Below are 21,778 nucleotides of genomic sequence, written 5' to 3' on the forward strand. Positions count from 1 at the left end.
CGCTTATGGAAATGAGACATGTTAAAACTTTTTGTGCCATCGTTAAATATGGTAGTTTTTCTAAAGCTGCTCATGCATTAGGTTATGCGCAATCTACTGTAACAGCGCATATGAAAGCATTAGAAAACGATTTACATCTCCCTCTTTTTGATCGATTAGGGAAAAAAGTTCTTCTTACAAAAGCAGGTCATCAATTTCATCCTTATGCTCTAGAATTACTTGCTATTTATGAAAAAGCACAAGAAATCCCTCAAAATAGTGATGATTTAGAAGGAACATTAAGTATCACATCTAACGAATCATTAGCAGTGTACCGATTACCACAATTATTACGTACTTACAAACAAGAAAATCCGAAAGTAAATATCGTACTGGAAACAAATACAAACGAACATGCAATGAATAATCTACGTGAAGGAGAAACAGATGTTATTTTCATAATTGGAGAAAGTATGGAACATAATGATTTTATTACGCGTACTTTTTGTAATGAATCATTTGGATGGATTTTACCTACACATTACTCAACACACTCTAATCCATTTTATTTACTAAACGATACCCAATTTATTTTTACAGAACAAAACTGCGGCTATAGACCGATGGTAGATCGTTTTTTACGTCAAAGTGGAAATATTCCAGCTAAAACATTTGAAACTTCCAACGTTGAAGTCATTAAACAATCTGTCATGTGTGAATTAGGAATTTCAATTCTTCCTTACATCGTGGTACAAGAAAGTTGTCAAAAAGAGCAACTCTATTTTCAGCCTATCGAAACGCCAGCAGTTATTCAAAGCCATGTAATCTATCATAAATCTAGATGGATTTCACCCATTTTACAATCGTTTCTTTCCTTACTAGAGAAAAACTAAAAAGTGCACACAAAAAAGAGTAACTGCCTAATAAGCACTTACTCTCTTCCAATGTTATCTTATTTATTAGTCTGTCCCCCGCCTGCAATTAACTTACTGCCTGAATATGTACCTTTTTGCATAAACAATTGGTTGATTAATTCTTTTTGTTCCGCTTCTGACAATACTCCTTCCCCTTCGCCTAAATTCCCGCTTTGTAATTTCCAAATCTTATTGTGATCCGCATCCATCTTTTCATATTTCCCTTGTTTCCATCTCTCTAAAATGTCTGCATATGTATTTCCTTGTACTAGATCATTACTCTTTACAATATCAAGTAAACTTTCAATACGTTCTTGTGTGATAAAAATATAACCCCACTTTTGATCAGCTTTCGTTTTTTGATGTGCCATTTCATGTAAAGCTGTCTGTATGTTCTCATCTGTCCACTTGAAATTTTTATTAAAGCCGCTATTTGGTAATGAATGATTGCCATTATCTAAAAGCTTTGCATCTTCAGCTTTTACATTACTATCAGCTAGTACCTCTGCTGCTGGAGCAGCTGGTGATGCCTTTTTCGCAGCTGGTTTACTATTATTCAGATAATACAGCATACCATATGTTACACCTACTCCGATTACCGCCATACCAGCTATTATACCTATTATTTTAAATAATGTTTTCATCTTGCTTGTTTCCTCCCGCATATCCCATTTCGTATTTTCTATTTCCTGAAACACATATATATTTCCTTATATTATATTTCTTTCCATTGCTAATTGAAAGATTATTCTGTCAAAACATCCCATCTTTTTTAAATACAAATCTACCTCTAAGCATTTCATTTTAACTTTATAAAAATATATGCTAGCCTACCTATAAAGGAGATGAATAAATATGAGTTTATTGTATGGCGGTTTAACTTTTTTAAACTTTGACGATACATATTTATTACAAAATAAACTTCATTCTTATTCACATGAAGATATTGATTTTAGTCATTTAGAGCACACAAACCTGTATTGCGAGACTCCTTCTTTAATACGGATAAAACAGGGGTTAAATCGTAGAAAACAAAAAGGAATCACTTTTATCGGTTCTGGAAATTATCATTATGTATCTTATTTACTACTAAAAGAAATAAAGGAGCCATTTAGCCTTATTTTATTTGATCATCACACTGACATGAACTTAAAAGAAGAAAATGAACAAACTCTTATTTCTTGTGGGTCATGGGTATCATTCGCTCTTGAAAATAACCCGAAATTAAAGAAAGTAATTATTATTGGACCTTCATCTTTAACGATACATTCTAATAATCATTCATGCGTAGAGGTGTTCCCGATAGATACGTCAAATGAAGTATCTACTCATACAATACTTTCGCATATTCATACAAACACTATATATGTAAGCATTGATAAAGATATTTTAGATTCAAAAGTAACTATTACGAATTGGGATCAAGGACATATGAAACTCTCTACACTTTTAAAATATATTCATGCTCTTATTAGAGAGAAAAATGTCTATGGTATTGATATTTGCGGTGAACTACCGGTTAATCCTTCTCAGCTCTTTCTAGCTACATATACAAATGCCATTAAGATAAATGAAACAGCAAACTTACACATTTTAAAATCAATATATAATACATAAAAAACAACAAGTACCTTATAAGGCACTCGTTGTTTTTATGCACGTTGTTCTTTTAACCACTTCGTAATCGCATCTAACCTCGAAACATCAAAACGGCTCTCTTCAGGCACATTTAAACTGTTTAAACTTTTCACAACTTCTAATTCATTCGATTTTACACTTTCCGCATCAATCATTTTGCAGTACCCGTCTGTAACGGTATTTAAATTTTCATAATAGCGCTGAAGTGGTTTTGATATATATAAATGCTTTTCAAAATTTTTTCTTCTTCTCGTCTCATCAGATTCTTTCCGTCTTCTAAGTTCTTCATCATTTGTATATAAATAAAAATATTGATTTGGAAAACCAATTTCCCTATGTATCAGCTTTTCTTTATAAAAGTTTTCTATTAAAGATAACGGCTGATCAAATATATCAAAATGGAAACACCAATTATAACTAAGTGGCTGATAAATATCACCATCAAGTATTACTAATTCATACTGCTCTGACTTCTGCACTGCTATTTTCCAGCGCTCTACTTGTTTTTCAAAATACCAGGTTGTATGCTCATTTTTTGGTCTTTCAAATAAAAAATTCACTTCAGGTATAATATAAGCACCATAATTTTTTTCTAACTCACGACACGTGCTGCTCTTACCAACCGCGCTCGCTCCCTCAAACGCTATAATCCCCATTGTTTCTCCCACTTTCATTAACTTAGATCTCTTTGTTTTGCTTTCCCCCCCCATAACTGTCTCCATAAAACAATTGAAGCGATAGACAGCATGATTGTTGTTATGATACTCCCCTCAATTCCGAACGAGCCTCCATGGAGGAATTCCGATCCGTTTGTTACAGGTTTAAAGAGTGGCGTAGAATACATCGTCATTCCACTTACTGCAAAGCCATAAATATTAAACTGTGCCCAATTCCACAACGAATGCCACGCGCATATCCCCCAAAGACTACTGTCCTTCAAAACATAAAAAGCTGCAAATACACCAACTAATATTATATTTGAAATTGAAAGAATTGTAATACCTGGATTTAGTAAATGAAGAAAACCAAATAAAAAAGAAGTTACAACAATTCCGATCCATATACGGCTTCTAATAGAAATCACTGGAAATAACCAACCTCGAACAACGATTTCTTCTGTTGCACCTTGTATTAAAAAAGCAACTAAAGATCCCACAATTCCAAATATAGCGGTTGGCGTAATTTGTTGCATTTGTAGTTGTACATTTCCTGTTAATAAAAGTAGCATGACTGGTATTGAAATGAAAACAAAACCTATTAATGCACCTCTCAAATATTTTCTTATCCATTGATCTCTCCAAAAACCAATGGATGGAATTGATCTTTTTTCTACGAATCTAATCCATAAAAAAACAAAAAATATAGCACCGCCAAATGTCAATATCATCTCAATATTGCTATAAATCGCCTTCATTAAAAGTGTTTCTGCTTTTGGTAAAAACAACATAAATAACATGAATAATTCACCTAAAGTTAAAAATACAATTGCAAGTATAACAGCGAATATTGGATGAACTTTTTTTCTTCCTTCTTTGGCTGCTTCAATTATTTTAAATTGCAATATTCTCGCCTCCTTAACAAATACATCAACACTATTCTTATACTATATATCGTTTTCCTAACACAAATTTCCAATAAAAATATTCAATGTTTAGCATAAACCTCAATTTGGAATAATATATAAATAAAAGAGATGACTTTGTGCATTTTACTATTATCACCAAGATTATTCACTGGTATTACCAGCACTTGCTATTTCCCACCATTTGTTGTAAGATAGTAATTAAGGTCAATTTAACACTATATTTTCTTTGCATATTATCAAGTATCAATCAGGAACATTTTATACTCCTTATGGGTTTTTGATAATATGTGAACTTTTATTTTTCATTCAAATAAGGCCGATCATATTGTAATCTTTTTAAATTTTAGGAGGCATTACCATGACATTAACAGGTAAAGTAAAATGGTTTAACAGCGAAAAAGGTTTCGGTTTCATCGAAGTTGAAGGCGGTAACGACGTATTCGTTCACTTCTCAGCTATCACTGGCGACGGCTTCAAATCTCTTGACGAAGGTCAAGAAGTTAGCTTCGAAGTTGAAGACGGTAACCGTGGACCTCAAGCTAAAAACGTTGTAAAGCTATAATTCAAACAATAAAAAGGTTGTTACCAGCTCGGTTAACAACCTTTTTAATATATAACTAAAATTTTTTACATAAAAGGAGTGGTTATATGTATCGCAATCGAAAGAACGATGTAGCAGAGGTACCACCAGAACAAACGCCTGTTTGGGAATGTGAAGCAGAGGATTGTTTAGGATGGATGAGAAAGAACTTTTCATTTGAAGAAGAGCCTAAATGCCCTTTATGTAAAAGTAGCATGAAAAGCGGAGAACGTTTATTACCTAAATTAGGTTAATTTTTACTTAACCCCTCTTTTATAAGAGGGGTTTTTTATTATAAATTTATATTCTCTACATCCGTTCGAACTATAGAATACAATAGTGCATCATGTTGCTTATTTCCTTGATGAATGTATCCCCGTAATAACCCTTCCTTATGAAAGCCTATTTTAGATAACATTTTACAAGAAGTAACATTTTCAGGATATGTAATAGCTCCAATTCTAAATAAACCTAAATCTTGAAATCCATAATGGATAATTTCTTGTGCCGCTTCTGACGCATAACCATTGCCCCAATAACGAGGATGTAAGTCATATCCAATTTCAGATCGTTTACTCCATAGTTGTAAATTATTTAATCCTATTGTACCTACTAAAGTATTTGTTTCTTTTAATAAAATCCCCCATCGTATTGCTTTTTTCTCGAAGTAATTTTTTGAAAAAGATTCAATCATACGTGAAGCTTGTCCAAACTCTGTAAAAGAATTCATACCGTAATAACATGTCACTTCATCCAATGAAAAAATTTCATATATTTTTTGACAATAAGATTGTTCTATTTCAACTAAACGTAAACGTTCTGTTTCTAATATAGGAAATGCCATAGGATCACTCCTTTCTTTCTACTTATTCATTATAGCAGAAAAAGTATTTATAATTAGGAAAGTCCTCAATGTCCCATTTATCAAATATTTCTAGAAAAGCTTATCCTCTTAATTCAATACGAACTAAGAGTAACCCTTCTTACTTTTGCATGAATAGAAAAAATAAAGAGATAATCAAAATAGTATGATCATCTCTTTATTCTCTAGTTTTAAAATTAATTGTATTATTTCTATCACTCCGCTCCTAATAATATGTCTTATAAATTTGATTCCTTGCTCACTTTCCCCTTCTAAAACAACACCCTCCCCCATACATTTATGGTAAAATATAGTTAATTCATATTTTACTGTGGAGGTGTAAATGTTCTATGTATATATTCATCGGCTTATCCCTCTTACTCATATTACTCATTTTTTTATTCGCAAAAAAGTTCGCCCCAAACTCATTCATGATGACTAGTTTTAAAGGCAATAGCTTTAAAACATTTTCAATCGCCATTTTAATCGCCGCAACTCTTTCACTTTCCTATGGAATCTACCAAGCAGCAACATATCAACCTAAGTATTTAGATATCACTCTACAAAATCAAAATTTTACTGTTTTCGGTAATGTTGGGGAGCTTGGATATTTCTCAGAAGAGTTACTAAAAAAAGATACCGAAGTTGAACTATATTTTGCCTCTTGGAAACAAATGCAATTAAATAATCCAGAAATAATAGTAAACTACCCTTCCGGTAAACAGGAAACATGGAAACCGAAGATTACATTAATTCCTGCCAATAAATTAAAAGAGCAACATAATATAAAAGAACTCTATCAACTCTCATCATATTCATTTAAAGAATCCGGGAACATAACCTTAACAATTACTGAGAATAATACAACAAATAAAAAGATCTCAATTCAAGTGAAATAAATAAAATGTCCCTCCAGCATAACGGAGGGACATTTTATTTATTTGTTTATTTATTATTAATTTGACGGTTCATGTAATGTTGCCATTATTTCATTTGCAGTATTCTTTCCATTTCCAATACATGCACCAATTCCGACACCGTAATATGAGGCACCAGCTAAGTAGACATTAGGATAAAGATCCGTCATTTTTTCTTTTAATGTATGAACCGCTTGATTATGTTCTAAATGATATTTCGGCATTAAATCTTTCCAATTTGTAACTTCAACTACTTCTGGTTCTCCTTTAATTCCGAGACTCTTTTCAATATCATATAAAGCGACTCGTACTAATTCTTCTTCACTATAATTTTTAATCGTTTCATATACTGGATTGGTACTCTTATAAAACATTCTTACTAATAGCTTTTGTTTTCCAGATGTATGTTTCCACTTCCGGCTTGTCCATGTACAAGCATCACAATGTAAGTCACTATTTTCCGTTACGATAAATCCTGTGCCATCCGCCGGTAATTGTTCATCTAGTATGTCAAATCCTAAGTAAATACTAATAAGAGATGAGTTTTTAAATGTATGAAACTGCTCGTTTAACTCATTAGACTGTAATAAAGATTCTGCGATATCATGCGGAGCTGCTACAACAACATAATCGGCTTGAATTAATTCATGATTTGCAAAGGAGACTTCATAGCGATTACCTTCTTTCCTTATAGCTGTCGTTACAACACCTTTCTTAACAACAGTCTCAGTCAAAACTTCTTCTAAGCGATCAATAATCGTAGATAGCCCACCTTTAAATGATACGAACTTTTTGTTTCCTGCTGATTGAAACTGTTTTTTATTCTCTTCAAAACCTTTAATAATACTTCCATATTTATTTTTATAATCCAGTAAATACGGTAATGTCGATGCCATAGTAAGTTCATTCAATTTACCGGAATATACACCTGAAAGCACTGGGGCAATTTGTCTTTCCACTAATTCTTTCCCTAAAAAACTTTCTAAAAATACAGCAAGCGAAGTATCTTTTGTAAACTCTTTATTTTTCGTTATAAAATCTTTTAAAGCAACAATTTTCCCTTTCGTTGATACTAGCGTACTGCTAAACAAAGACTCCACACTCATCGGTATCCCAAATATAGTGTCAGATGGAATTGGGTGTAAAGTATTATCTGAATATATGTAAGAAATACCCGTTTCGTTATATACCATTTCTTCTTCTAAATTCAAATCTTTTACAAGCGGCATAACATGTTCATTACGAGCAACGATAGAATCTGCTCCTGATTCCATTATAAAATCTTTTTCTTCTACACTATGGATTTTACCGCCTAAATACTTTTCTTTTTCTAAAAGGATTAAATTTAAATCAACATTATAATCCTTTTTTAATTTTTCTAAATAAAACATAGTAGAAAGTCCTGTTATACCTCCACCGATAACAACAACTGTTTTCATATGTGCTGCGCTCCTAACCGATACAATTAATAATTCCTTTATTATTATACCCAAAAGTCCTTATATTCGACTAGCAGCTTGTGCATTCTGTAAGAAATTAGACAATATATTCGAATATATTTCCGGTTGATCATTGTGTACTAAATGACCAGCAAACGGAATAACAGCAATTTGAATATTGTCGTTTAATTGTTTGAACGTTATAGCAGCTGTAACTTCATCTTCCGAATCTCCCCCTGCAATACAAAGTGTAGGTACTTGAAGATTAGCTACATCACCAGTTTCATCGAATGGGTACCAATCTTTAACTTGCCACGATTCAAGCAATGCTTTCCAATCACTTTTTTTATGAATTTGATTCATATAAGTTACAACTTCTTCATTTTCCATCAATTGCTGATGGCACTTCGCTTCATACTCCTGAGACTCCTCCCAATTTTCTCTCCTAAGCGGAAAGATACCAGAAAAAGTTAATGTTCTCACTTTATCCGGATATTTTTTTGCAAATAATAAAGCGACTAATCCTCCTAGGGAAACACCAGCTATATTACATCTATCAATTTGTAAATGCACTAACGTATCATGTAAATCCTTTACAGAACGTAAGAAATAATTTTCCAATGTCCCCCCTGATTTTCCATGTCCTCTTAAATCTGGACGAATGACTTGATAGTTTTTTTCTCGAAAAAATGCTACCTGCTCTTCGAATTCTACTAAACCTGTCATACCTCCAGAATGTAAAAGCACAATTGGTTCTCCTTCACCTGAAATATGCGTATGTAATATCATTCATGTCCCTCCCTTTAAATTGAATATTCTATCAATTAACAGTATATAGAATATTCATCTGAATTTCCAAATGAAAAAGAACTATAACATTTTCAAATCACGTCATAGTTCTTTTTATTTTAAAAACATAAAGTAATTAATTAATTTGTCTATTTCTTGGCTTAATGCCAATACTTTTTCATGTTGAATTCCGTAATCCGATACTAAATATAAAAGTTCTTCTTTCTTTATTTCAATGACTTTTTCCAATTTCACTAATTCCATGTCGTTTTACTTCTCTCTCCAATACTAAAATGTATGTATTTTAGTATAGCCTATTTACATAATTAGTAAAAGTAAAATACGCATGTAAAATCTTACAAATATAAAAATAATATACTATCAACAAAGAAATTTAATATTTAGCCCTTTTTCCAATTCATCAGACCTCATTACGTATGAATAACAAATCGGAATTTCTCTAATGTTATATCTTTATATTTTGGAGCCCTCTTAGTATGATCAAAGTAACTATATGAGAATTTAAAGATATGCCCAAAATCCCAATCAAATTCACCATAGTCTTTTAGCCAAAATTGATTTTCTGTTGGTAGTATATGAGCACGTTTAGATTCAACTAAAGGTAAACAATCTATCGGTGAGTGTAAAGTTATTTCACTATTTGACGTTAAGTTTTGACTAGCACGTAACACGTATACTAGTTTTAATAGCGGACGTATCCCTCGTTGGAATATATCTCTATGCCCTAGGTCATACATAATATTAATTGCATGAGAAAAAGTAAGTAAATGTCCAATTAAATCATGATGCGATTCCGCTCTATAAATAATATTAAATTGCGAAAGCTCGTTTAAAATAAACGTAGATAATTGCTCTGGATTTCTTAATTCACTTTCTATCTCTTCTTTTATACTTAATTGTTTTACTTCCTTTGTCGTAAAACCAAGCCACGATCTACCAGGAATTGTTTTCCGAAACGAAAATATAAGGTTAGTAATCCCTTCAATTTCTTGATTATCGCCCCATTTTTGTAACTCTTTCATAGCTAATAAACTTAATGCAGCATAAATAACATTATGCCCCACCCAATGAAGTTCATCAATGGTATGTTCTAACGATTTTATAATCATTTTTTTAGCACTTTGAAAATCAATTTCTTCTTTATCATCAATGACTTCACCTAGATTTTGCTTGTTCAGCATCCTTTTTGTTTGGGAATTCATATTACGAGTTATTTCTTCTTCCATTTTGTTATCTTTTATGAAAAAATAACTAGCAATTGCAGCTGCTCCGAAATGTGCATGCCAAATATCATTTGTTTGTCTTTTACATTGAGCAATAATTGAAAGGCCATTTTTTAGAACAGTTTTATCTTCCATCTTTTTATCCCCCGTAATAAAAATCACTTTATACTCATCCTAAAGATGGCGTCAATACAAATAAAATATGATTCGTTTCATCACTTTTATTTAAAAAACGATGTTTCACATTTGGCGGAATACGTACAACGTCGCCTTCTTCTAAAAAATATTCTTTTCCTTCTAATTCCACATACACTTCTCCTTTCATAACAACAGCAATCTCTTCCTTATCTTCATGTGAATAATGACTTTCCGTTGTTTTTGCTTGTTTATTTAAATCCATCATTAACATTTCAATACGAGCTTTCATAAAATCCGGTGTTAATACATCATATACAATGTGATCATTGTTTTCCCGATATACTTTTTTTCGATCTTTTTTCTTAGAAATGAGTGAATCTGTATCAATTTCATTAATAAAAAGTGTAAATAATGGTACATTTAATGCTTTCGCAATTAATTCTAATACACTTAAAGAAGGATTCGCATATCCTCTTTCAATTTGACTAATTAATGAAGTACTAATTCCTGCATAATCAGCAAATTCACGAATTGTCATATTATTTTTCTTACGATAACTTAATACAGTTTGTCCGAGTCTATCATGTATCATAGTAAAAACTTCCTTTCGTCCATCATGTTGCATCTTTCGCTGTCTTTGTGCTGACATACTAAACAAAGGCAAATAATCCTTTCCTATCGTCTTAGGGACTTATATACTTACTTTTGTACATTATATCGTATTAAGTTTATTATAATAAACATTTTATCGGAGGGACAAACTGTGAAATCACCTATTCTTTCATATTGCATCTTATTTTTCGGCGTATTCGCCCTATCAACTTCAGCGATTTTTGTAAAATTTGCAGATGCTCCTGCAGCTATCGTTGCTTTTTATCGATTATTCTTTGCTGCACTGATTCTGTTACCGTTATTACTATTTAATAAAAATAATCGAAACGAGTTAAAAACCGTAACAAGAAGGCAATGGGGATTCGGATTCATATCTGGGTTATTTTTGGCCGCACATTATGTACTTTGGTTTGAATCCTTACAATATACTTCTGTAGCAAGTTCTACAGTTATCGTAACGTTACAACCTTTATTTTCAATGATTGGTGGTTACTTTCTATTCAAAGAGAGATTTACGAAAGGCGCAGTTTTTGGTTGCCTCATCGCCATTTCAGGAAGTATCGTCATTGGATGGCAAGATTTCCAAATTAGCGGAGAAGCTTTATACGGGGACATTTTAGCGTTTATTGCAGCAGGAATTATTACCGCATACTTTTTCATTAGCCAACATGTTCGTAAAGATTTATCACTTATACCGTATTCGGTAATTAGTTATGGAAGTAGTGCCTGTTTTCTTAGTATATTTGCATACATGCAAAACGAAGCTTTCATCCATTATTCTACACAAACTTGGGTGTGCTTTATTGGCTTAGCTTTCATTGCTACAATTTTAGGTCAAACAATATTTAATTGGTTATTAAAATGGATGAGTGCTACTGTAATCTCTATGAGTATTTTAGGAGAAACAATTGGGACTTGTATACTAGCGTACTTTATATTAAATGAGACCATTTCTATACAACAAGCACTAGGTATTACAGTTATTTTTATTGGTTTAGCATTATTTTTAATGCAACCAAAACTGCCGAATCGCAACTAACAAAAAAGCATGACAGTAAAATGTCATGCTTTTCACTATTCGTTATGTACGATTAAACCATCAGGTCTAAAACGACTCATCATTATTTCATTAATAAACTTTCCGTGAGCCTTCAAATTCCCTATCTTTACTCCCTCTTCTACAAATCCGAATTTTTCATATAGTGACTTCGCTTTCGGATTCGTTTCTAAAACACCAAGCTCTACTCGCTCTAACATTAACCAATTATCAGCTAAATCAAGCATTTTTGTAAGAAGTGCTTTCCCAATGCCCTTATTATGATATTCACTATCTACCCCTATAAATAAATCACCCGAATGAGATCTACGTCCCGGGCTTTGGGTTAACCCAACAAATCCAACAACTTCTCCATCATACTCTGCAACAAATTCAAATTGATTTGGCGCTAAATTTCGAATTCTATTTTCCATTGCATCTACACGCATGCTTGGTAAGAAAACCATATAAGGTAAAACATCATCTTGTATACATATACGATGAATAGCTCTAGCATCTTGCATTTCTACCGCTCTTACTTTGATTCCCATATCTTCTCTCCTCCATATCCATAACAATACATATTTATTCTAGAACCCTGGGTGAAAGCCCTTCTCTTCTGTATTTCTTTATGTTATTTTTACATAATTATTTCAGTATATCATCCGATTTACGAACACCTTACCTACACCAAAATTACAGGTTAACTTTTTACTTTATTATATAACTCAAGTAGATTTTCAATTGGAATACCATTTATTTTCATACCAGTTATATCACAATTTTCTATTTCAATATTTTTCAGATTACTATTACTAATCGTACTACCTTCTAAATCACATCTTTTAAATAAAATAGGATGTTTATTTTCTCCAAGACTTGTATCTGTAAATTGAACTCCACCTAAAGTCACAAAATTAAATTTACTACCTGAAAGATTTAAATCTGCATATGAAGAACTTTTTAAATTTATATTTCTAAATTTTGATTGACTTACATTACAATTACTCATATTCATATGCATTATATTACTCCCGACAAATGAACTGTTTTTTGCATTCACTTGATAATACTCTGTATTTGCTAGATTACAGTTTTCATATTGACTATTTTTCATATCTTTATTTTTCACTTGGTTCTCTTCAGCTGAATCTACAGTGATTCTTTTTACATAACAATACTCATCTTCAGATTTATAAATTATTTCATAACCCATTTTTTTATAAAAATGATGATTATTACGTTGCCTACTAGATGTTTCGAGATCCCAAATCCTTACGCTTGGATATCCCTCTTCTATTAATTTAATAACATGTGACCCGATTCCTTTTCCTTGATAAACAGGCTCTACAAAAATACGATCAATTCGGCCATATGACTTACCAGAAATCGTAACTATAATTCCCCCGATTATTTTTTCATCCATTATCACTTTGTAACAATCCAATTCTTCAATCGAATATTTCATCATTTCAACTGAAGAATAACCTGGTGGTTGGATGTTATAGTCAATTACATCACCTTGACCGCATAGCCATCGTTTTACTTCTTCATCAAATGTTCTTGTCATTATTTCTGTTAATTTTTTAGCATCTAAAATTGAAGCTTTTTCTATAGATATTATTGTCATTTTATTTTCCCCTTCATCGCTAAAAACCAATAACTTTTGTGAACGAAATAGTTATTCATTTACTTTTATTTTTAAATTTTTGCCCATTATTACATATGGAACATCATTTTTACTTGGATGAAATGGCTCTAATACATCCACCCAATCTAATCTTTCATATAAAGAACGCGCCTTTTTATTGTTTACTTGTGTTGTTAAAACACTCGTTCTATTTGAAATACCTTCTAATAATTTATTATGTAATGTTGTTCCAAGTCCTTCATCTCGATATTGCGGGTGAACTGCTAACTCTACAAATTCAAAACAATCTTCTAACCATTGCTCTACTTGTCCACAATTTAATGATTTTCTCATTAATTGATTATAGTACTGTCCATCTAAAGAACGATAACCATAAGTAAAACCAATAACTTCATTTTCATCATTTAGGGCTATCACTCCTTTAAAATCTGTATACTCCATGTGTCTTGTAATTCGTTCTACCATTTCATCAAAATTTATTTTATCAAATACTTTACAATATAGTTTTGCCATATTAATAATTATGGCTTGATCTTTTCCTATAGGTAATATTCTCATTTTATGCCTCCTATTTTTAGTAATTATATTTCAAATTTTTATAAGTAATCTAAAAATAAAGAATATTACAACTAAATATGCATCTTTATTTTACTAAATACAATAAACCTACACAATAAAAAGCTCTAGAGCATATTCAAAGAAATTCATGCTTTAGAGCTTTTTTGTATTTCACTTTCTTCATTCATTTAGCGCCTTCCGTACCAAAGTCTTCAATCGTCAGCTTAACATTATATTTGATTGGTATCTTACTAAACACCTTATCCCAATTCTTTTCAACTTTCTTCCATACTTCTGGATACTCGATTTTCAAACTAGTGCTGAAACCAGCAACGTCAGTTTTATATTCCTTTTGAATCTTTTGTAATGTATGATGTACTAATCGCTTCACTTCTTGTTCTGTTGTTTTCTCTGCTCTTTTGAGAAATACATTTTTAAATGCCTCCTTAGATGCCCAACTTTCAGATATTCGCCCTACAGACTGAACATTTACATCAAAAGAAATGTTATCTCCTTTTACATGGGACTTAATCTTACTATTTATAGATTTCATTTCATACATAACAGGTTTTTTCGTCTTTTTATCATAACTCTTCACTAAACCACCTTTTCCATTTGCAGTTATCCACGTTAAACCTTCTAATTCACTTTCGTTCAAAAAGCCACGGAGTTTTTTTGTACTTCCTTTAATTACGGCAGCACCAACATACTTCACTTCACCTTTTATAGAAATTACATTCGGCAAAAGAAAACTCCCACCAGATTTCACCTTCCCTGGTAGTTTAGCAAGCGACACAGGTGCTAATAATCGTGAGGTTCGATACCGATTATCCTCAATTTCCAGCAAGCGGAATGCTGGAATTTCTCCTGGTTCTTTTGATTTTAACGCATCCCTAGCAAGCCCTTTACTAACTATAACAAAACAACTAGGTCGCATCTCATTATCACGAATAAAAAAATCCAGCAACTGTGTTACGTTATATGTTCGAACAATATCTTCACTTACTACTATTACTTTCGTATGATCAAAAATGATAGGCCTTTGTCTTCTTAATGCTACTTCACGAATAGATTCATGCAGTGAATCACTTGTTTCTGAAACATTCATATAAGCTTTTTGTTGCGCTACTCCACCTTTTCCTCCATTTGATGATGATTGTGCTCTAACAAATTGATAGGTGGTTGTTATTGCGCGCTTCTTATTTTTATAACCACCCCCTTCTTCTTCGATTTCTTTCTCAATCTTTGTTTCTTGTTCTTTATCTATTGCTAAACCCATTGCAAACCCCAATTCCTCAATTTCACGACCGCTCCAGCACCCTGTTAGTAATAAAAGAAAAACAATTAAAGTAAATCTTATAATGATTTTTCTAATTTTAAGATTTTGAGTCATGACTTTGCATCCTCCACTTCGAAATCATAAGAAGTAGAAAAGGAATAATACCAAATAATATTATTGCTCCGTTACTAATCATATTTCCAAGTTCAAATAACTCATTAATATTTTTTGGAAGTCCTGCAATGATATATATTATTGGAAGTAATCCATACAAAAAAGAATGAACATTCTTATTAAATATCTGTGCTAGTCCTAACGCAGCCGCATAATAACAAATTGTATACGTTGCAAAAATTTGCATAGTCCATATCACTAGTAACAAAGATTCAAATCGTTCAAAAATTAAACCTTGGATCTCAAAACTTCTCATAAGATCAATTGTAGGCCATGTTCTCACTAATACCCCATCGATAGAAAATGCCCCTATAACCATCACCACTGTAATGACATAAAAAAATATCGGAATTGTAGTACCAATTATAATAACCTTGACAGCTTGAGAGGGCTTCTTCATAAATGCTAAAAGGAATAACATGATTTCTGCACCCGTATATGCCGTTATTGTTGTTTTCAGTCCTTTCAACGCAGGAAGAATCCCGAATCCCAATACAGGACGGAGGTTATCAAATTCGAATATTCCGACACTCATAAACGATGTCACTAAAAAAATAAGAACTGTAATGGGAAAAATAATTTCAAATATACGTCCTATCGCATTTATTCCTCCTAAGTTTAAATAGAGACTTATCCACATAAATGGCATAATTATGGCCCAATCAGGTGTACCTTCTAATAGAAAGAAACTAGTTATACCTGTTAACGTTCTCAGTTGAAATGAAGCAGATGAAAAAAAATAACAGATAATCGACAAGCTAATTAATACTCCAAGCCATTTACCTACAATTTCCTGGCTATATTGATAAAATGTTTTTCCAGGAAATTGTTGACTTAATTTCACGATAATTATTCCTGCAACTATCGCGATTATCCCTCCTAAAATAACAGTTATCCAAACATCAGGTGTTTGAATTTTCTCAGCTGCTGTTCTAGGTAAAGTGAGAATGCCAATAGCAAGTATAGTATTAATCAGAATAACAATTGCTTGTGACGTTGGAATTTTATCTTTTGAATTAATTATCATTCCTTTTCCTTTCCTTTCCTTACATAGTCTTTTAAATTCAACATTTTTGGACGCCGTTTCATCATCTGAATTGGCATTCGAAACATAAAATCCTTCCAATCAGAAAATTGATATAAAACAGCTGGACTAGCATAAGGTACACCAAAACTTTTAAGCCTTGCAATATGACTACATATAAAGAGGAAAAATAGTACAACTCCATATAAACCAAATATCGCTGCGAAAAACATTGCGACAAAGCGAAGAATACGTAATGGGATTGCCGTACTATAATGGGAAAGAGCAAAAGAAGAAATAGCTGTGGCCGCGACAATGATTACCATAATTGGACTCACAATTCCTGCTTCCACAGAAGCTTGCCCAATGATCAATCCTCCTACTATCCCCATTGCTGAACCAATCGGTTTAGGTAATCGCAGCCCTGCTTCTCTTAAAATTTCGATAGCAATTTCCATAAATAACCCTTCTATAATTGCAGGAAACGGGACGCCTTCTCGTCCTCCTATAATTGAAATTGCCAATTTAGTCGGAATCAATCCAGGATGAAATGATATAAATGAAATGTACAGAGCTGGAGCAAATAATGCAATAAAAGCCGTTACAAAGCGTAATAATCGAATCAACGTACCGGGTATCCAGCGCTCATAATAATCTTCAGGTGATTGCATCATCATACTAAATGTAACCGGAACGATTAATGCAAAAGGTGTTCCATCTAATAAAATCGCAACCCTTCCCTCCATTAATGCCGCAATCACTTTATCAGGCCGTTCCGTACTCTGCACTTGTGGGAAGGGACTAAGATAATTATCTTCTATTAATTGTTCTACATAACCTGATTCCGGTACATTATCAATATTAATTTTCTCAATCCTCTTCTTAACTTCTTCTACTAATTCTAAATCAGCTATTTCTTTCATAAAGGCGACAACCAAATCTTTCTTTGCCCGTTCTCCTACTTGTAATTTTATTAAAGATAACCCTTCATTTTCGCCGTGTAAACGTAACAAGGCCGTATTATCAGACAAAACTTCTGTGAAACCTACCCGCGGTCCTCTAACTGATCCCTCTGATATTGGTTCTTCAACATTACGCGTTTTTCCCTTTTTTGTATTTAGTATTAATACATCTGATAATCCATCAATTAATAATGCCGTTGAACCCATTAACACTTTTGGCATCATTTTTTGTATCGATTGTACTTCGTCGATTCCACTAACAGGAAGAACACGGTTTTTAATAAATTCTTTTGAAATGCTCCCTTTTACATTAAGTGATTCATCTTTATATTTATCATAAAAATTACACATCAGTGATTTCATAATATGCATATCAATAAGATCTAAATTAGACAGCCCTTCAATAAAGACAATAACAGCTCGAATGCTAGTCCCACCGATGTTAAACTCTCGACAATAAACATCCGAGTTATAAATTATTTCTTTTTGTATAGCCTCCAAATCTGAATTAAAATTACCTGTAAAATAATGTTCAGAAACTTTAGTAGGATTAGCCCCATTTGTTTTAGCCTGTCCTTGACTTTGATTAACCATTGAATCCTGTTCTTTCACCTTTATCACTCTTTCTTACAAAGCTTCAAGTACATTTGAACCTGTTAACTTCCTTCCCTAGTTCTCGCCTTCTACAAATGTCCATATTCTTCTTCAATTGAATCTAACATTCATTCCAAATTAGTTTGTTGGATTATTCTTTTTCTAATTGACGAATCCAACTAAAGAACTTTGAAACAACATATGGAATTATAAATACAATAAAAGCTTGTAAAAAAATTTTCCACTTTGGAAAATAAACGATAATTGTTTCCCACATTTTAATCATCCTATAACAACATATAATATAGAAAATTTCTCAATCAATGGAATTTCTTACAAATTATTATGTCTGATAAGAAAGTTTCAATTCATTAAACAATTCGGCAGCCATAGTTTTCATCGTTTATACTGAAAATAACTACGATTAATCTATCCAACGTATAAAAAAGGTTGCTGATAAAATCAGTTTTACTGACTTTATCGGCAACCTTCTTTTTTAAAAAGTATCTCTATTTCTTAATTGTTTCTCTTCTTTCCAATGCTTTCCTGGCTAAAAAGCAAAGCGACCTAAAACAGCTGTAATTGCTGGTACAAATAATGGTCTAACAATAAATGTGTCAAGCAATACCCCAATTGCAGTTACAATACCGAATTGAAAAAGACCTTGAATTGGAAGTGTACCTAATACTGCAAAAGTTCCTGCAAAAATTAAACATGCGGGTATAAAGTGAAACTTTAATCAGTGGGGGTCTTACTGCCCATTAAAGCAGGATAAAAATACTATCTGTTTGTAAACCAACGACTTCATTTTCCTTATTTATTGCTACTATGCCTTTAAAACCTGTATATTCTATATATTTATTTATTCGTTCGATCATTTCATTGAAACTTGTTTTTTCAAATGCTCTACAATACAATTTTGTTATATGATGAATTAGGATTTCATCTTTTTAATGCTCACGTAATTCCCTTTATTTCGCTCCCTACTAAAATATTTGAACTCTTCACCAGTTGTAAAACAAAGGGAATTGAAGCTTTTATATCTATTTACTATTAAACTACAAATGAGCCTATATTTCTTATAAATACTTATTTATATTTTAGAAGGCTAACTCCCTAGTTTTTATCATAACTATTTATTCCTCTTCGTTTAAGATTTTCATTTTACATCTACAAAATATCCATTTACATATTTCTAGAAATACCTCCACATACTATACATAAATCAAATGAAATTCGGAGGATGCCTACATGAATAATAAAAATATAAATAAAAAAGAAAATGTCACCGAAAACACTATACCTATTCAAAATGATAATTCTGCAAATCTTAATATCGAAGAACAAGCAATGAATGGCTTATATGGAATGCCAGAAACTGCTATTGAAGATGCTGATCATGCTGTAACTGATGATTTGAATTCAAAAAATTAATAAACTACATAAGAAAGCCAAGGAAAATATCCTTGGCTTTCTTAACTATGCATCCACCTTTTGTACTTCTTCACTCTTTCTTGAAAGCTTTCCTGGCCAAAAAGCAAAGCGACCTAAAATAACTGTAATTGCTGGTACAAGTAATGGTCTAACAATAAATGTATCTAGTAGTACACCAATTGCAGTTACAATACCAAATTGAACAAGAACTTGAATTGGAAGTGTACCTAAAACTGCAAAAGTTCCTGCTAAAATTAAACCAGCGGATGTAATGACACTACCGGTTTGTATAACGCCATTTTTCACTGCATTCAGGTGATTTTGTTTCTTTCTGTTTTTCCATATTTCTGAGACCATAAAGATATTATAATCTTCACCTAAAGCAACTAAAAATACGAATGCGTATAACGGTATCGCACCTTGAATGGCCGGTGCTCCCATACCATAATGAAGTAGTAGCCACCCTGCCCCTAGTGCCGAGAAGAACGATAATACAACCGTTACAATTAAATAAATCATCGCGACAATTGATCGTAAGTAAACAAGTAACAATAACGCTATAATACTAATCATTACTGGAATGATCACTGCTTCATCACGTTCCGTAATTTGCTTTGTATCATATAATGACGCCGTTTCTCCGCCAATCCATAGTTGATCTTCTGCATTACTAATCCCAGCATCTTTTACTACTTTTTCTACACTGTTTTTCAATTTAGGGATTTGATCTAACGCTTCAATTGAGTATGGATTTTCAGCTAAAGAAACCTCATACATTTGTATTTGCTTATTTTCTTTACCCTCTTTTGGATCTTTCACTGTTTTTACGAAAGAAAATTTCTCTAGTTCTTCTTTAATAGGAAGCTCTTTTCCTTTCGAATCAACAACAATCTTTACTGGGGCTAATTCACCAGCTGAGAAATGATCACTAATTAATGTAAATCCTTCACGTGAAGGCATATCTTTAGGAAACGATTCTAATAAGTCATATGTGTATTGAATACGTGGTACAAATGAAGCCAATCCACCTAATACAAATACAGTGAGCATAATTATTGTCCACGGTCTTCGTACTACAACATCTCCAAGTTTTTTACTAAAGGCACCTTTTGATTTTTTAACTTTTACTACTTTCTTTTTCTTTCTTGCCAATTCCTCATTCATTGAAGTTGTTCTCGGTATAAATGGGAAGAATGCAGTTCTACCGAAAATTAATAATAACGCTGGTAAAATTGTTAAAGCAGCAATTCCCATTATGAATACAGCAACACTAAATGGCACTGCAAATCGATGAAAGGCACCGTAATGAGCAAGTAATAATGTTCCTAATCCCAGTACAACAGTTAGCGCACTCATTATAATTGCTCCGCCAGAAGCTTTAATTGCAAGTTGCAATGCCTTATATTTATTTTCTTCTTCTAACAAGTACTCCCGATATCTCGAAATTAAAAATAGACAATAATCCGTTCCAGCACCAAACAATAATACTGTCATTATTGAAATCGCTTGGGCATCTACTTTAATCCATCCGTGATCAGCTAAAAAACCAAGTGTAGGACTAATAATACCGTATGCAAAGCCAACAACAAGTAAAGGTAAAATTGCTAAAATTGGTGAACGGTACAGTAAAATTAATAGGACTAATACAAGTAATACAGTAGCTATTAATAATTTCACATCTGCTTGACTAAATAAACTAACTGCATCCGTTTGAATACCTACAGGTCCAGATAATCGAACATGTAAACCAGAATCACTTATTTTTTGTTTAAATGGATCTACATCCACCTTACTATTCACTATGTTTCTTAAATCTTCTAGATTTCCTTTTAATACATCTGTTCCAGCCGACTTATTAAAGAATACTGGTGTAACAAATGATGTACCATCTTTTGATGCACTTTTTGATAATACTTGTTCCGGGATTGTATCAAATGGTGGTAATGTTGATTGCTCCTTTAAAGGACTAGCTTTTAACTCTTTATAAACGTCTTGTATGAGTTTATAATCCTGTGACTGTAATCCACCATCTCTATACCATACTACTAATAAAGGGTTCCCTGCATTATTCGGAAACTCTTTTTTCATAAGTGCTTCCGCTTGCTGCGACATAGCTGTTTCAGGTAAATTTTTCGGATTCGGTTCTTTCGTACTGTTTACTTGTGGTAACGTAAATGAAAGTAATAATGTAATAAGAATCCATACCGATAAAGTTATCCATTGTGTATGCTTCCCTGCTACAAGCCTCCCTAACATGTGTAACGGGTGCTTTTTCATAAAAACCCACCTTCCTTTTCTCCTCCAATATTAATTATATATACTGGTCGGTTAATTAATCAAGAATGAATAAAAATTTATGTTATAATTAT

At 32.4% G+C, this 21,778-nt stretch carries 24 protein-coding genes and 2 pseudogenes; 7 read left to right on the forward strand and 19 right to left on the reverse strand.

Going from position 1 to position 21,778, the window contains the following annotated elements:
* Positions 1-5: 5 nt before the first annotated feature.
* Positions 6-872, forward strand: coding sequence for a LysR family transcriptional regulator (locus ACXVYO_RS14335; protein WP_458467547.1), 867 nt, complete (start codon positions 6-8; stop codon positions 870-872).
* A 59-nt stretch (positions 873-931) separates the two neighbouring features.
* Here the strand turns inward: ACXVYO_RS14335 and ACXVYO_RS14340 are convergent, their stop codons facing one another.
* Positions 932-1,537 (reverse strand): PRK06770 family protein, encoded by a 606-nt coding sequence (locus ACXVYO_RS14340; RefSeq protein WP_458467548.1) that lies wholly within the window; start codon positions 1,535-1,537, stop codon positions 932-934.
* A 211-nt stretch (positions 1,538-1,748) separates the two neighbouring features.
* On the opposite strand from ACXVYO_RS14340, the gene ACXVYO_RS14345 reads away from it, so the two are divergent.
* The gene (locus ACXVYO_RS14345) at positions 1,749-2,510 is read left to right on the forward strand and encodes an arginase family protein (RefSeq protein WP_458467549.1); all 762 of its coding nucleotides are present in this window, start codon (positions 1,749-1,751) and stop codon (positions 2,508-2,510) included.
* Between the two features lie 35 nt (positions 2,511-2,545).
* On the opposite strand, the gene ACXVYO_RS14350 is transcribed toward ACXVYO_RS14345, so the two are convergent.
* Both ACXVYO_RS14350 and ACXVYO_RS14355 read right to left on the reverse strand, forming a co-directional pair.
* Positions 2,546-3,187: a chloramphenicol acetyltransferase gene (locus ACXVYO_RS14350; RefSeq protein ID WP_458467795.1), complete on the reverse strand. Its 642-nt coding sequence runs from the start codon at positions 3,185-3,187 to the stop codon at positions 2,546-2,548.
* 17 nt (positions 3,188-3,204) lie between these two features.
* A complete protein-coding gene (locus tag ACXVYO_RS14355; protein WP_458467550.1) occupies positions 3,205-4,092 on the reverse strand; it encodes a CPBP family intramembrane glutamic endopeptidase in 888 nt (295 codons plus the stop codon).
* 382 nt (positions 4,093-4,474) lie between these two features.
* Between ACXVYO_RS14355 and cspD the strand changes: the two genes are divergently transcribed.
* Positions 4,475-4,678: a cold-shock protein CspD gene (cspD, locus tag ACXVYO_RS14360; RefSeq protein ID WP_000176368.1), complete on the forward strand. Its 204-nt coding sequence runs from the start codon at positions 4,475-4,477 to the stop codon at positions 4,676-4,678.
* 86 nt (positions 4,679-4,764) lie between these two features.
* Positions 4,765-4,950 (forward strand): cold-shock protein, encoded by a 186-nt coding sequence (locus ACXVYO_RS14365; protein ID WP_000286198.1) that lies wholly within the window; start codon positions 4,765-4,767, stop codon positions 4,948-4,950.
* A gap of 38 nt (positions 4,951-4,988) precedes the next feature.
* On the opposite strand, the gene ACXVYO_RS14370 is transcribed toward ACXVYO_RS14365, so the two are convergent.
* Entirely contained in the window at positions 4,989-5,540 is a 552-nt protein-coding gene (locus ACXVYO_RS14370) for a GNAT family N-acetyltransferase (RefSeq protein ID WP_000885373.1), read from the reverse strand.
* A 368-nt stretch (positions 5,541-5,908) separates the two neighbouring features.
* Here ACXVYO_RS14370 and ACXVYO_RS14375 point away from each other — a divergent pair, with 368 nt between their 5' ends.
* Positions 5,909-6,457 carry a hypothetical protein gene (locus ACXVYO_RS14375; RefSeq protein WP_458467551.1) on the forward strand — a complete coding sequence of 183 codons (549 nt, stop codon included), beginning with the start codon at positions 5,909-5,911 and terminating at the stop codon, positions 6,455-6,457.
* Between the two features lie 56 nt (positions 6,458-6,513).
* Here the strand turns inward: ACXVYO_RS14375 and ACXVYO_RS14380 are convergent, their stop codons facing one another.
* The 5 genes from ACXVYO_RS14380 to ACXVYO_RS14400 all read right to left on the reverse strand — a co-directional run bounded on the left by ACXVYO_RS14380 (position 6,514) and on the right by ACXVYO_RS14400 (position 10,677).
* Complete coding sequence (locus ACXVYO_RS14380; protein WP_458467552.1) at positions 6,514-7,914, reverse strand: protoporphyrinogen oxidase; 1,401 nt, start codon at positions 7,912-7,914, stop codon at positions 6,514-6,516.
* Between the two features lie 60 nt (positions 7,915-7,974).
* On the reverse strand, positions 7,975-8,703 hold the full coding sequence (locus ACXVYO_RS14385; RefSeq protein ID WP_458467553.1) for an alpha/beta fold hydrolase: 729 nt from the start codon (positions 8,701-8,703) through the stop codon (positions 7,975-7,977).
* Positions 8,704-8,817: 114 nt separating this feature from the next.
* Entirely contained in the window at positions 8,818-8,967 is a 150-nt protein-coding gene (locus ACXVYO_RS14390; protein WP_000424361.1) for an aspartyl-phosphate phosphatase Spo0E family protein, read from the reverse strand.
* Positions 8,968-9,134: 167 nt separating this feature from the next.
* Positions 9,135-10,082, reverse strand: coding sequence for a hypothetical protein (locus tag ACXVYO_RS14395; protein WP_458467554.1), 948 nt, complete (start codon positions 10,080-10,082; stop codon positions 9,135-9,137).
* A 34-nt stretch (positions 10,083-10,116) separates the two neighbouring features.
* Positions 10,117-10,677 carry a helix-turn-helix domain-containing protein gene (locus ACXVYO_RS14400; protein ID WP_073518301.1) on the reverse strand — a complete coding sequence of 187 codons (561 nt, stop codon included), beginning with the start codon at positions 10,675-10,677 and terminating at the stop codon, positions 10,117-10,119.
* A gap of 171 nt (positions 10,678-10,848) precedes the next feature.
* Here ACXVYO_RS14400 and ACXVYO_RS14405 point away from each other — a divergent pair, with 171 nt between their 5' ends.
* Positions 10,849-11,736, forward strand: coding sequence for a DMT family transporter (locus tag ACXVYO_RS14405; RefSeq protein WP_458467555.1), 888 nt, complete (start codon positions 10,849-10,851; stop codon positions 11,734-11,736).
* Between the two features lie 35 nt (positions 11,737-11,771).
* On the opposite strand, the gene ACXVYO_RS14410 is transcribed toward ACXVYO_RS14405, so the two are convergent.
* The 9 genes and pseudogenes from ACXVYO_RS14410 to ACXVYO_RS14450 form a co-directional block, all read right to left on the reverse strand.
* On the reverse strand, positions 11,772-12,284 hold the full coding sequence (locus tag ACXVYO_RS14410) for a GNAT family N-acetyltransferase (protein ID WP_061679063.1): 513 nt from the start codon (positions 12,282-12,284) through the stop codon (positions 11,772-11,774).
* Between the two features lie 152 nt (positions 12,285-12,436).
* Positions 12,437-13,363 carry a GNAT family N-acetyltransferase gene (locus ACXVYO_RS14415; protein ID WP_458467556.1) on the reverse strand — a complete coding sequence of 309 codons (927 nt, stop codon included), beginning with the start codon at positions 13,361-13,363 and terminating at the stop codon, positions 12,437-12,439.
* Positions 13,364-13,414: 51 nt separating this feature from the next.
* A complete protein-coding gene (locus ACXVYO_RS14420) occupies positions 13,415-13,942 on the reverse strand; it encodes a GNAT family N-acetyltransferase (RefSeq protein WP_458467557.1) in 528 nt (175 codons plus the stop codon).
* A 184-nt stretch (positions 13,943-14,126) separates the two neighbouring features.
* Positions 14,127-15,335 carry a Ger(x)C family spore germination protein gene (locus ACXVYO_RS14425; RefSeq protein ID WP_458467558.1) on the reverse strand — a complete coding sequence of 403 codons (1,209 nt, stop codon included), beginning with the start codon at positions 15,333-15,335 and terminating at the stop codon, positions 14,127-14,129.
* Entirely contained in the window at positions 15,319-16,422 is a 1,104-nt protein-coding gene (locus ACXVYO_RS14430) for a GerAB/ArcD/ProY family transporter (RefSeq protein WP_458467559.1), read from the reverse strand. Before ACXVYO_RS14430 ends, ACXVYO_RS14425 begins: the two co-directional genes overlap by 17 nt.
* On the reverse strand, positions 16,419-17,999 hold the full coding sequence (locus tag ACXVYO_RS14435; RefSeq protein WP_458467796.1) for a spore germination protein: 1,581 nt from the start codon (positions 17,997-17,999) through the stop codon (positions 16,419-16,421). Before ACXVYO_RS14435 ends, ACXVYO_RS14430 begins: the two co-directional genes overlap by 4 nt.
* A gap of 127 nt (positions 18,000-18,126) precedes the next feature.
* On the reverse strand, positions 18,127-18,252 hold the full coding sequence (locus tag ACXVYO_RS14440) for a hypothetical protein (RefSeq protein WP_458467805.1): 126 nt from the start codon (positions 18,250-18,252) through the stop codon (positions 18,127-18,129).
* Positions 18,253-18,525: 273 nt separating this feature from the next.
* Positions 18,526-18,693: pseudogene (locus ACXVYO_RS14445) on the reverse strand (MMPL family transporter); the annotation flags it as partial.
* Positions 18,694-18,769: 76 nt separating this feature from the next.
* Positions 18,770-18,901, reverse strand: a pseudogene (locus ACXVYO_RS14450) (GNAT family N-acetyltransferase); the annotation flags it as partial.
* Positions 18,902-19,226: 325 nt separating this feature from the next.
* Here ACXVYO_RS14450 and ACXVYO_RS14455 point away from each other — a divergent pair.
* Positions 19,227-19,409, forward strand: coding sequence for a DUF4021 family protein (locus ACXVYO_RS14455; protein ID WP_458467560.1), 183 nt, complete (start codon positions 19,227-19,229; stop codon positions 19,407-19,409).
* Positions 19,410-19,454: 45 nt separating this feature from the next.
* On the opposite strand, the gene ACXVYO_RS14460 is transcribed toward ACXVYO_RS14455, so the two are convergent.
* Positions 19,455-21,686 carry an MMPL family transporter gene (locus ACXVYO_RS14460; protein ID WP_458467561.1) on the reverse strand — a complete coding sequence of 744 codons (2,232 nt, stop codon included), beginning with the start codon at positions 21,684-21,686 and terminating at the stop codon, positions 19,455-19,457.
* Between the last annotated feature and the right edge of the window lie 92 nt (positions 21,687-21,778).

The organism is Bacillus sp. BC08 (assembly GCF_054326875.1).

Bases quoted from the DNA above. Each gene is read 5' to 3' on its own strand.
- ACXVYO_RS14335 (WP_458467547.1), top strand. From the start codon at position 6: ATGGAAATGAGACATGTTAAAACTTTTTGTGCCATCGTTAAATATGGT.
- ACXVYO_RS14340 (WP_458467548.1), bottom strand. From the start codon at position 1,537: ATGAAAACATTATTTAAAATAATAGGTATAATAGCTGGTATGGCGGTA.
- ACXVYO_RS14345 (WP_458467549.1), top strand. From the start codon at position 1,749: ATGAGTTTATTGTATGGCGGTTTAACTTTTTTAAACTTTGACGATACA.
- ACXVYO_RS14350 (WP_458467795.1), bottom strand. From the start codon at position 3,187: ATGGGGATTATAGCGTTTGAGGGAGCGAGCGCGGTTGGTAAGAGCAGC.
- cspD (WP_000176368.1), top strand. From the start codon at position 4,475: ATGACATTAACAGGTAAAGTAAAATGGTTTAACAGCGAAAAAGGTTTC.
- ACXVYO_RS14365 (WP_000286198.1), top strand. From the start codon at position 4,765: ATGTATCGCAATCGAAAGAACGATGTAGCAGAGGTACCACCAGAACAA.
- ACXVYO_RS14370 (WP_000885373.1), bottom strand. From the start codon at position 5,540: ATGGCATTTCCTATATTAGAAACAGAACGTTTACGTTTAGTTGAAATA.
- ACXVYO_RS14375 (WP_458467551.1), top strand. From the start codon at position 5,909: ATGTATATATTCATCGGCTTATCCCTCTTACTCATATTACTCATTTTT.
- ACXVYO_RS14380 (WP_458467552.1), bottom strand. From the start codon at position 7,914: ATGAAAACAGTTGTTGTTATCGGTGGAGGTATAACAGGACTTTCTACT.
- ACXVYO_RS14385 (WP_458467553.1), bottom strand. From the start codon at position 8,703: ATGATATTACATACGCATATTTCAGGTGAAGGAGAACCAATTGTGCTT.
- ACXVYO_RS14390 (WP_000424361.1), bottom strand. From the start codon at position 8,967: ATGGAATTAGTGAAATTGGAAAAAGTCATTGAAATAAAGAAAGAAGAA.
- ACXVYO_RS14395 (WP_458467554.1), bottom strand. From the start codon at position 10,082: ATGGAAGATAAAACTGTTCTAAAAAATGGCCTTTCAATTATTGCTCAA.
- ACXVYO_RS14400 (WP_073518301.1), bottom strand. From the start codon at position 10,677: ATGATACATGATAGACTCGGACAAACTGTATTAAGTTATCGTAAGAAA.
- ACXVYO_RS14410 (WP_061679063.1), bottom strand. From the start codon at position 12,284: ATGGGAATCAAAGTAAGAGCGGTAGAAATGCAAGATGCTAGAGCTATT.
- ACXVYO_RS14415 (WP_458467556.1), bottom strand. From the start codon at position 13,363: ATGACAATAATATCTATAGAAAAAGCTTCAATTTTAGATGCTAAAAAA.
- ACXVYO_RS14420 (WP_458467557.1), bottom strand. From the start codon at position 13,942: ATGAGAATATTACCTATAGGAAAAGATCAAGCCATAATTATTAATATG.
- ACXVYO_RS14425 (WP_458467558.1), bottom strand. From the start codon at position 15,335: ATGACTCAAAATCTTAAAATTAGAAAAATCATTATAAGATTTACTTTA.
- ACXVYO_RS14430 (WP_458467559.1), bottom strand. From the start codon at position 16,422: ATGATAATTAATTCAAAAGATAAAATTCCAACGTCACAAGCAATTGTT.
- ACXVYO_RS14440 (WP_458467805.1), bottom strand. From the start codon at position 18,252: ATGTGGGAAACAATTATCGTTTATTTTCCAAAGTGGAAAATTTTTTTA.
- ACXVYO_RS14455 (WP_458467560.1), top strand. From the start codon at position 19,227: ATGAATAATAAAAATATAAATAAAAAAGAAAATGTCACCGAAAACACT.
- ACXVYO_RS14460 (WP_458467561.1), bottom strand. From the start codon at position 21,686: ATGAAAAAGCACCCGTTACACATGTTAGGGAGGCTTGTAGCAGGGAAG.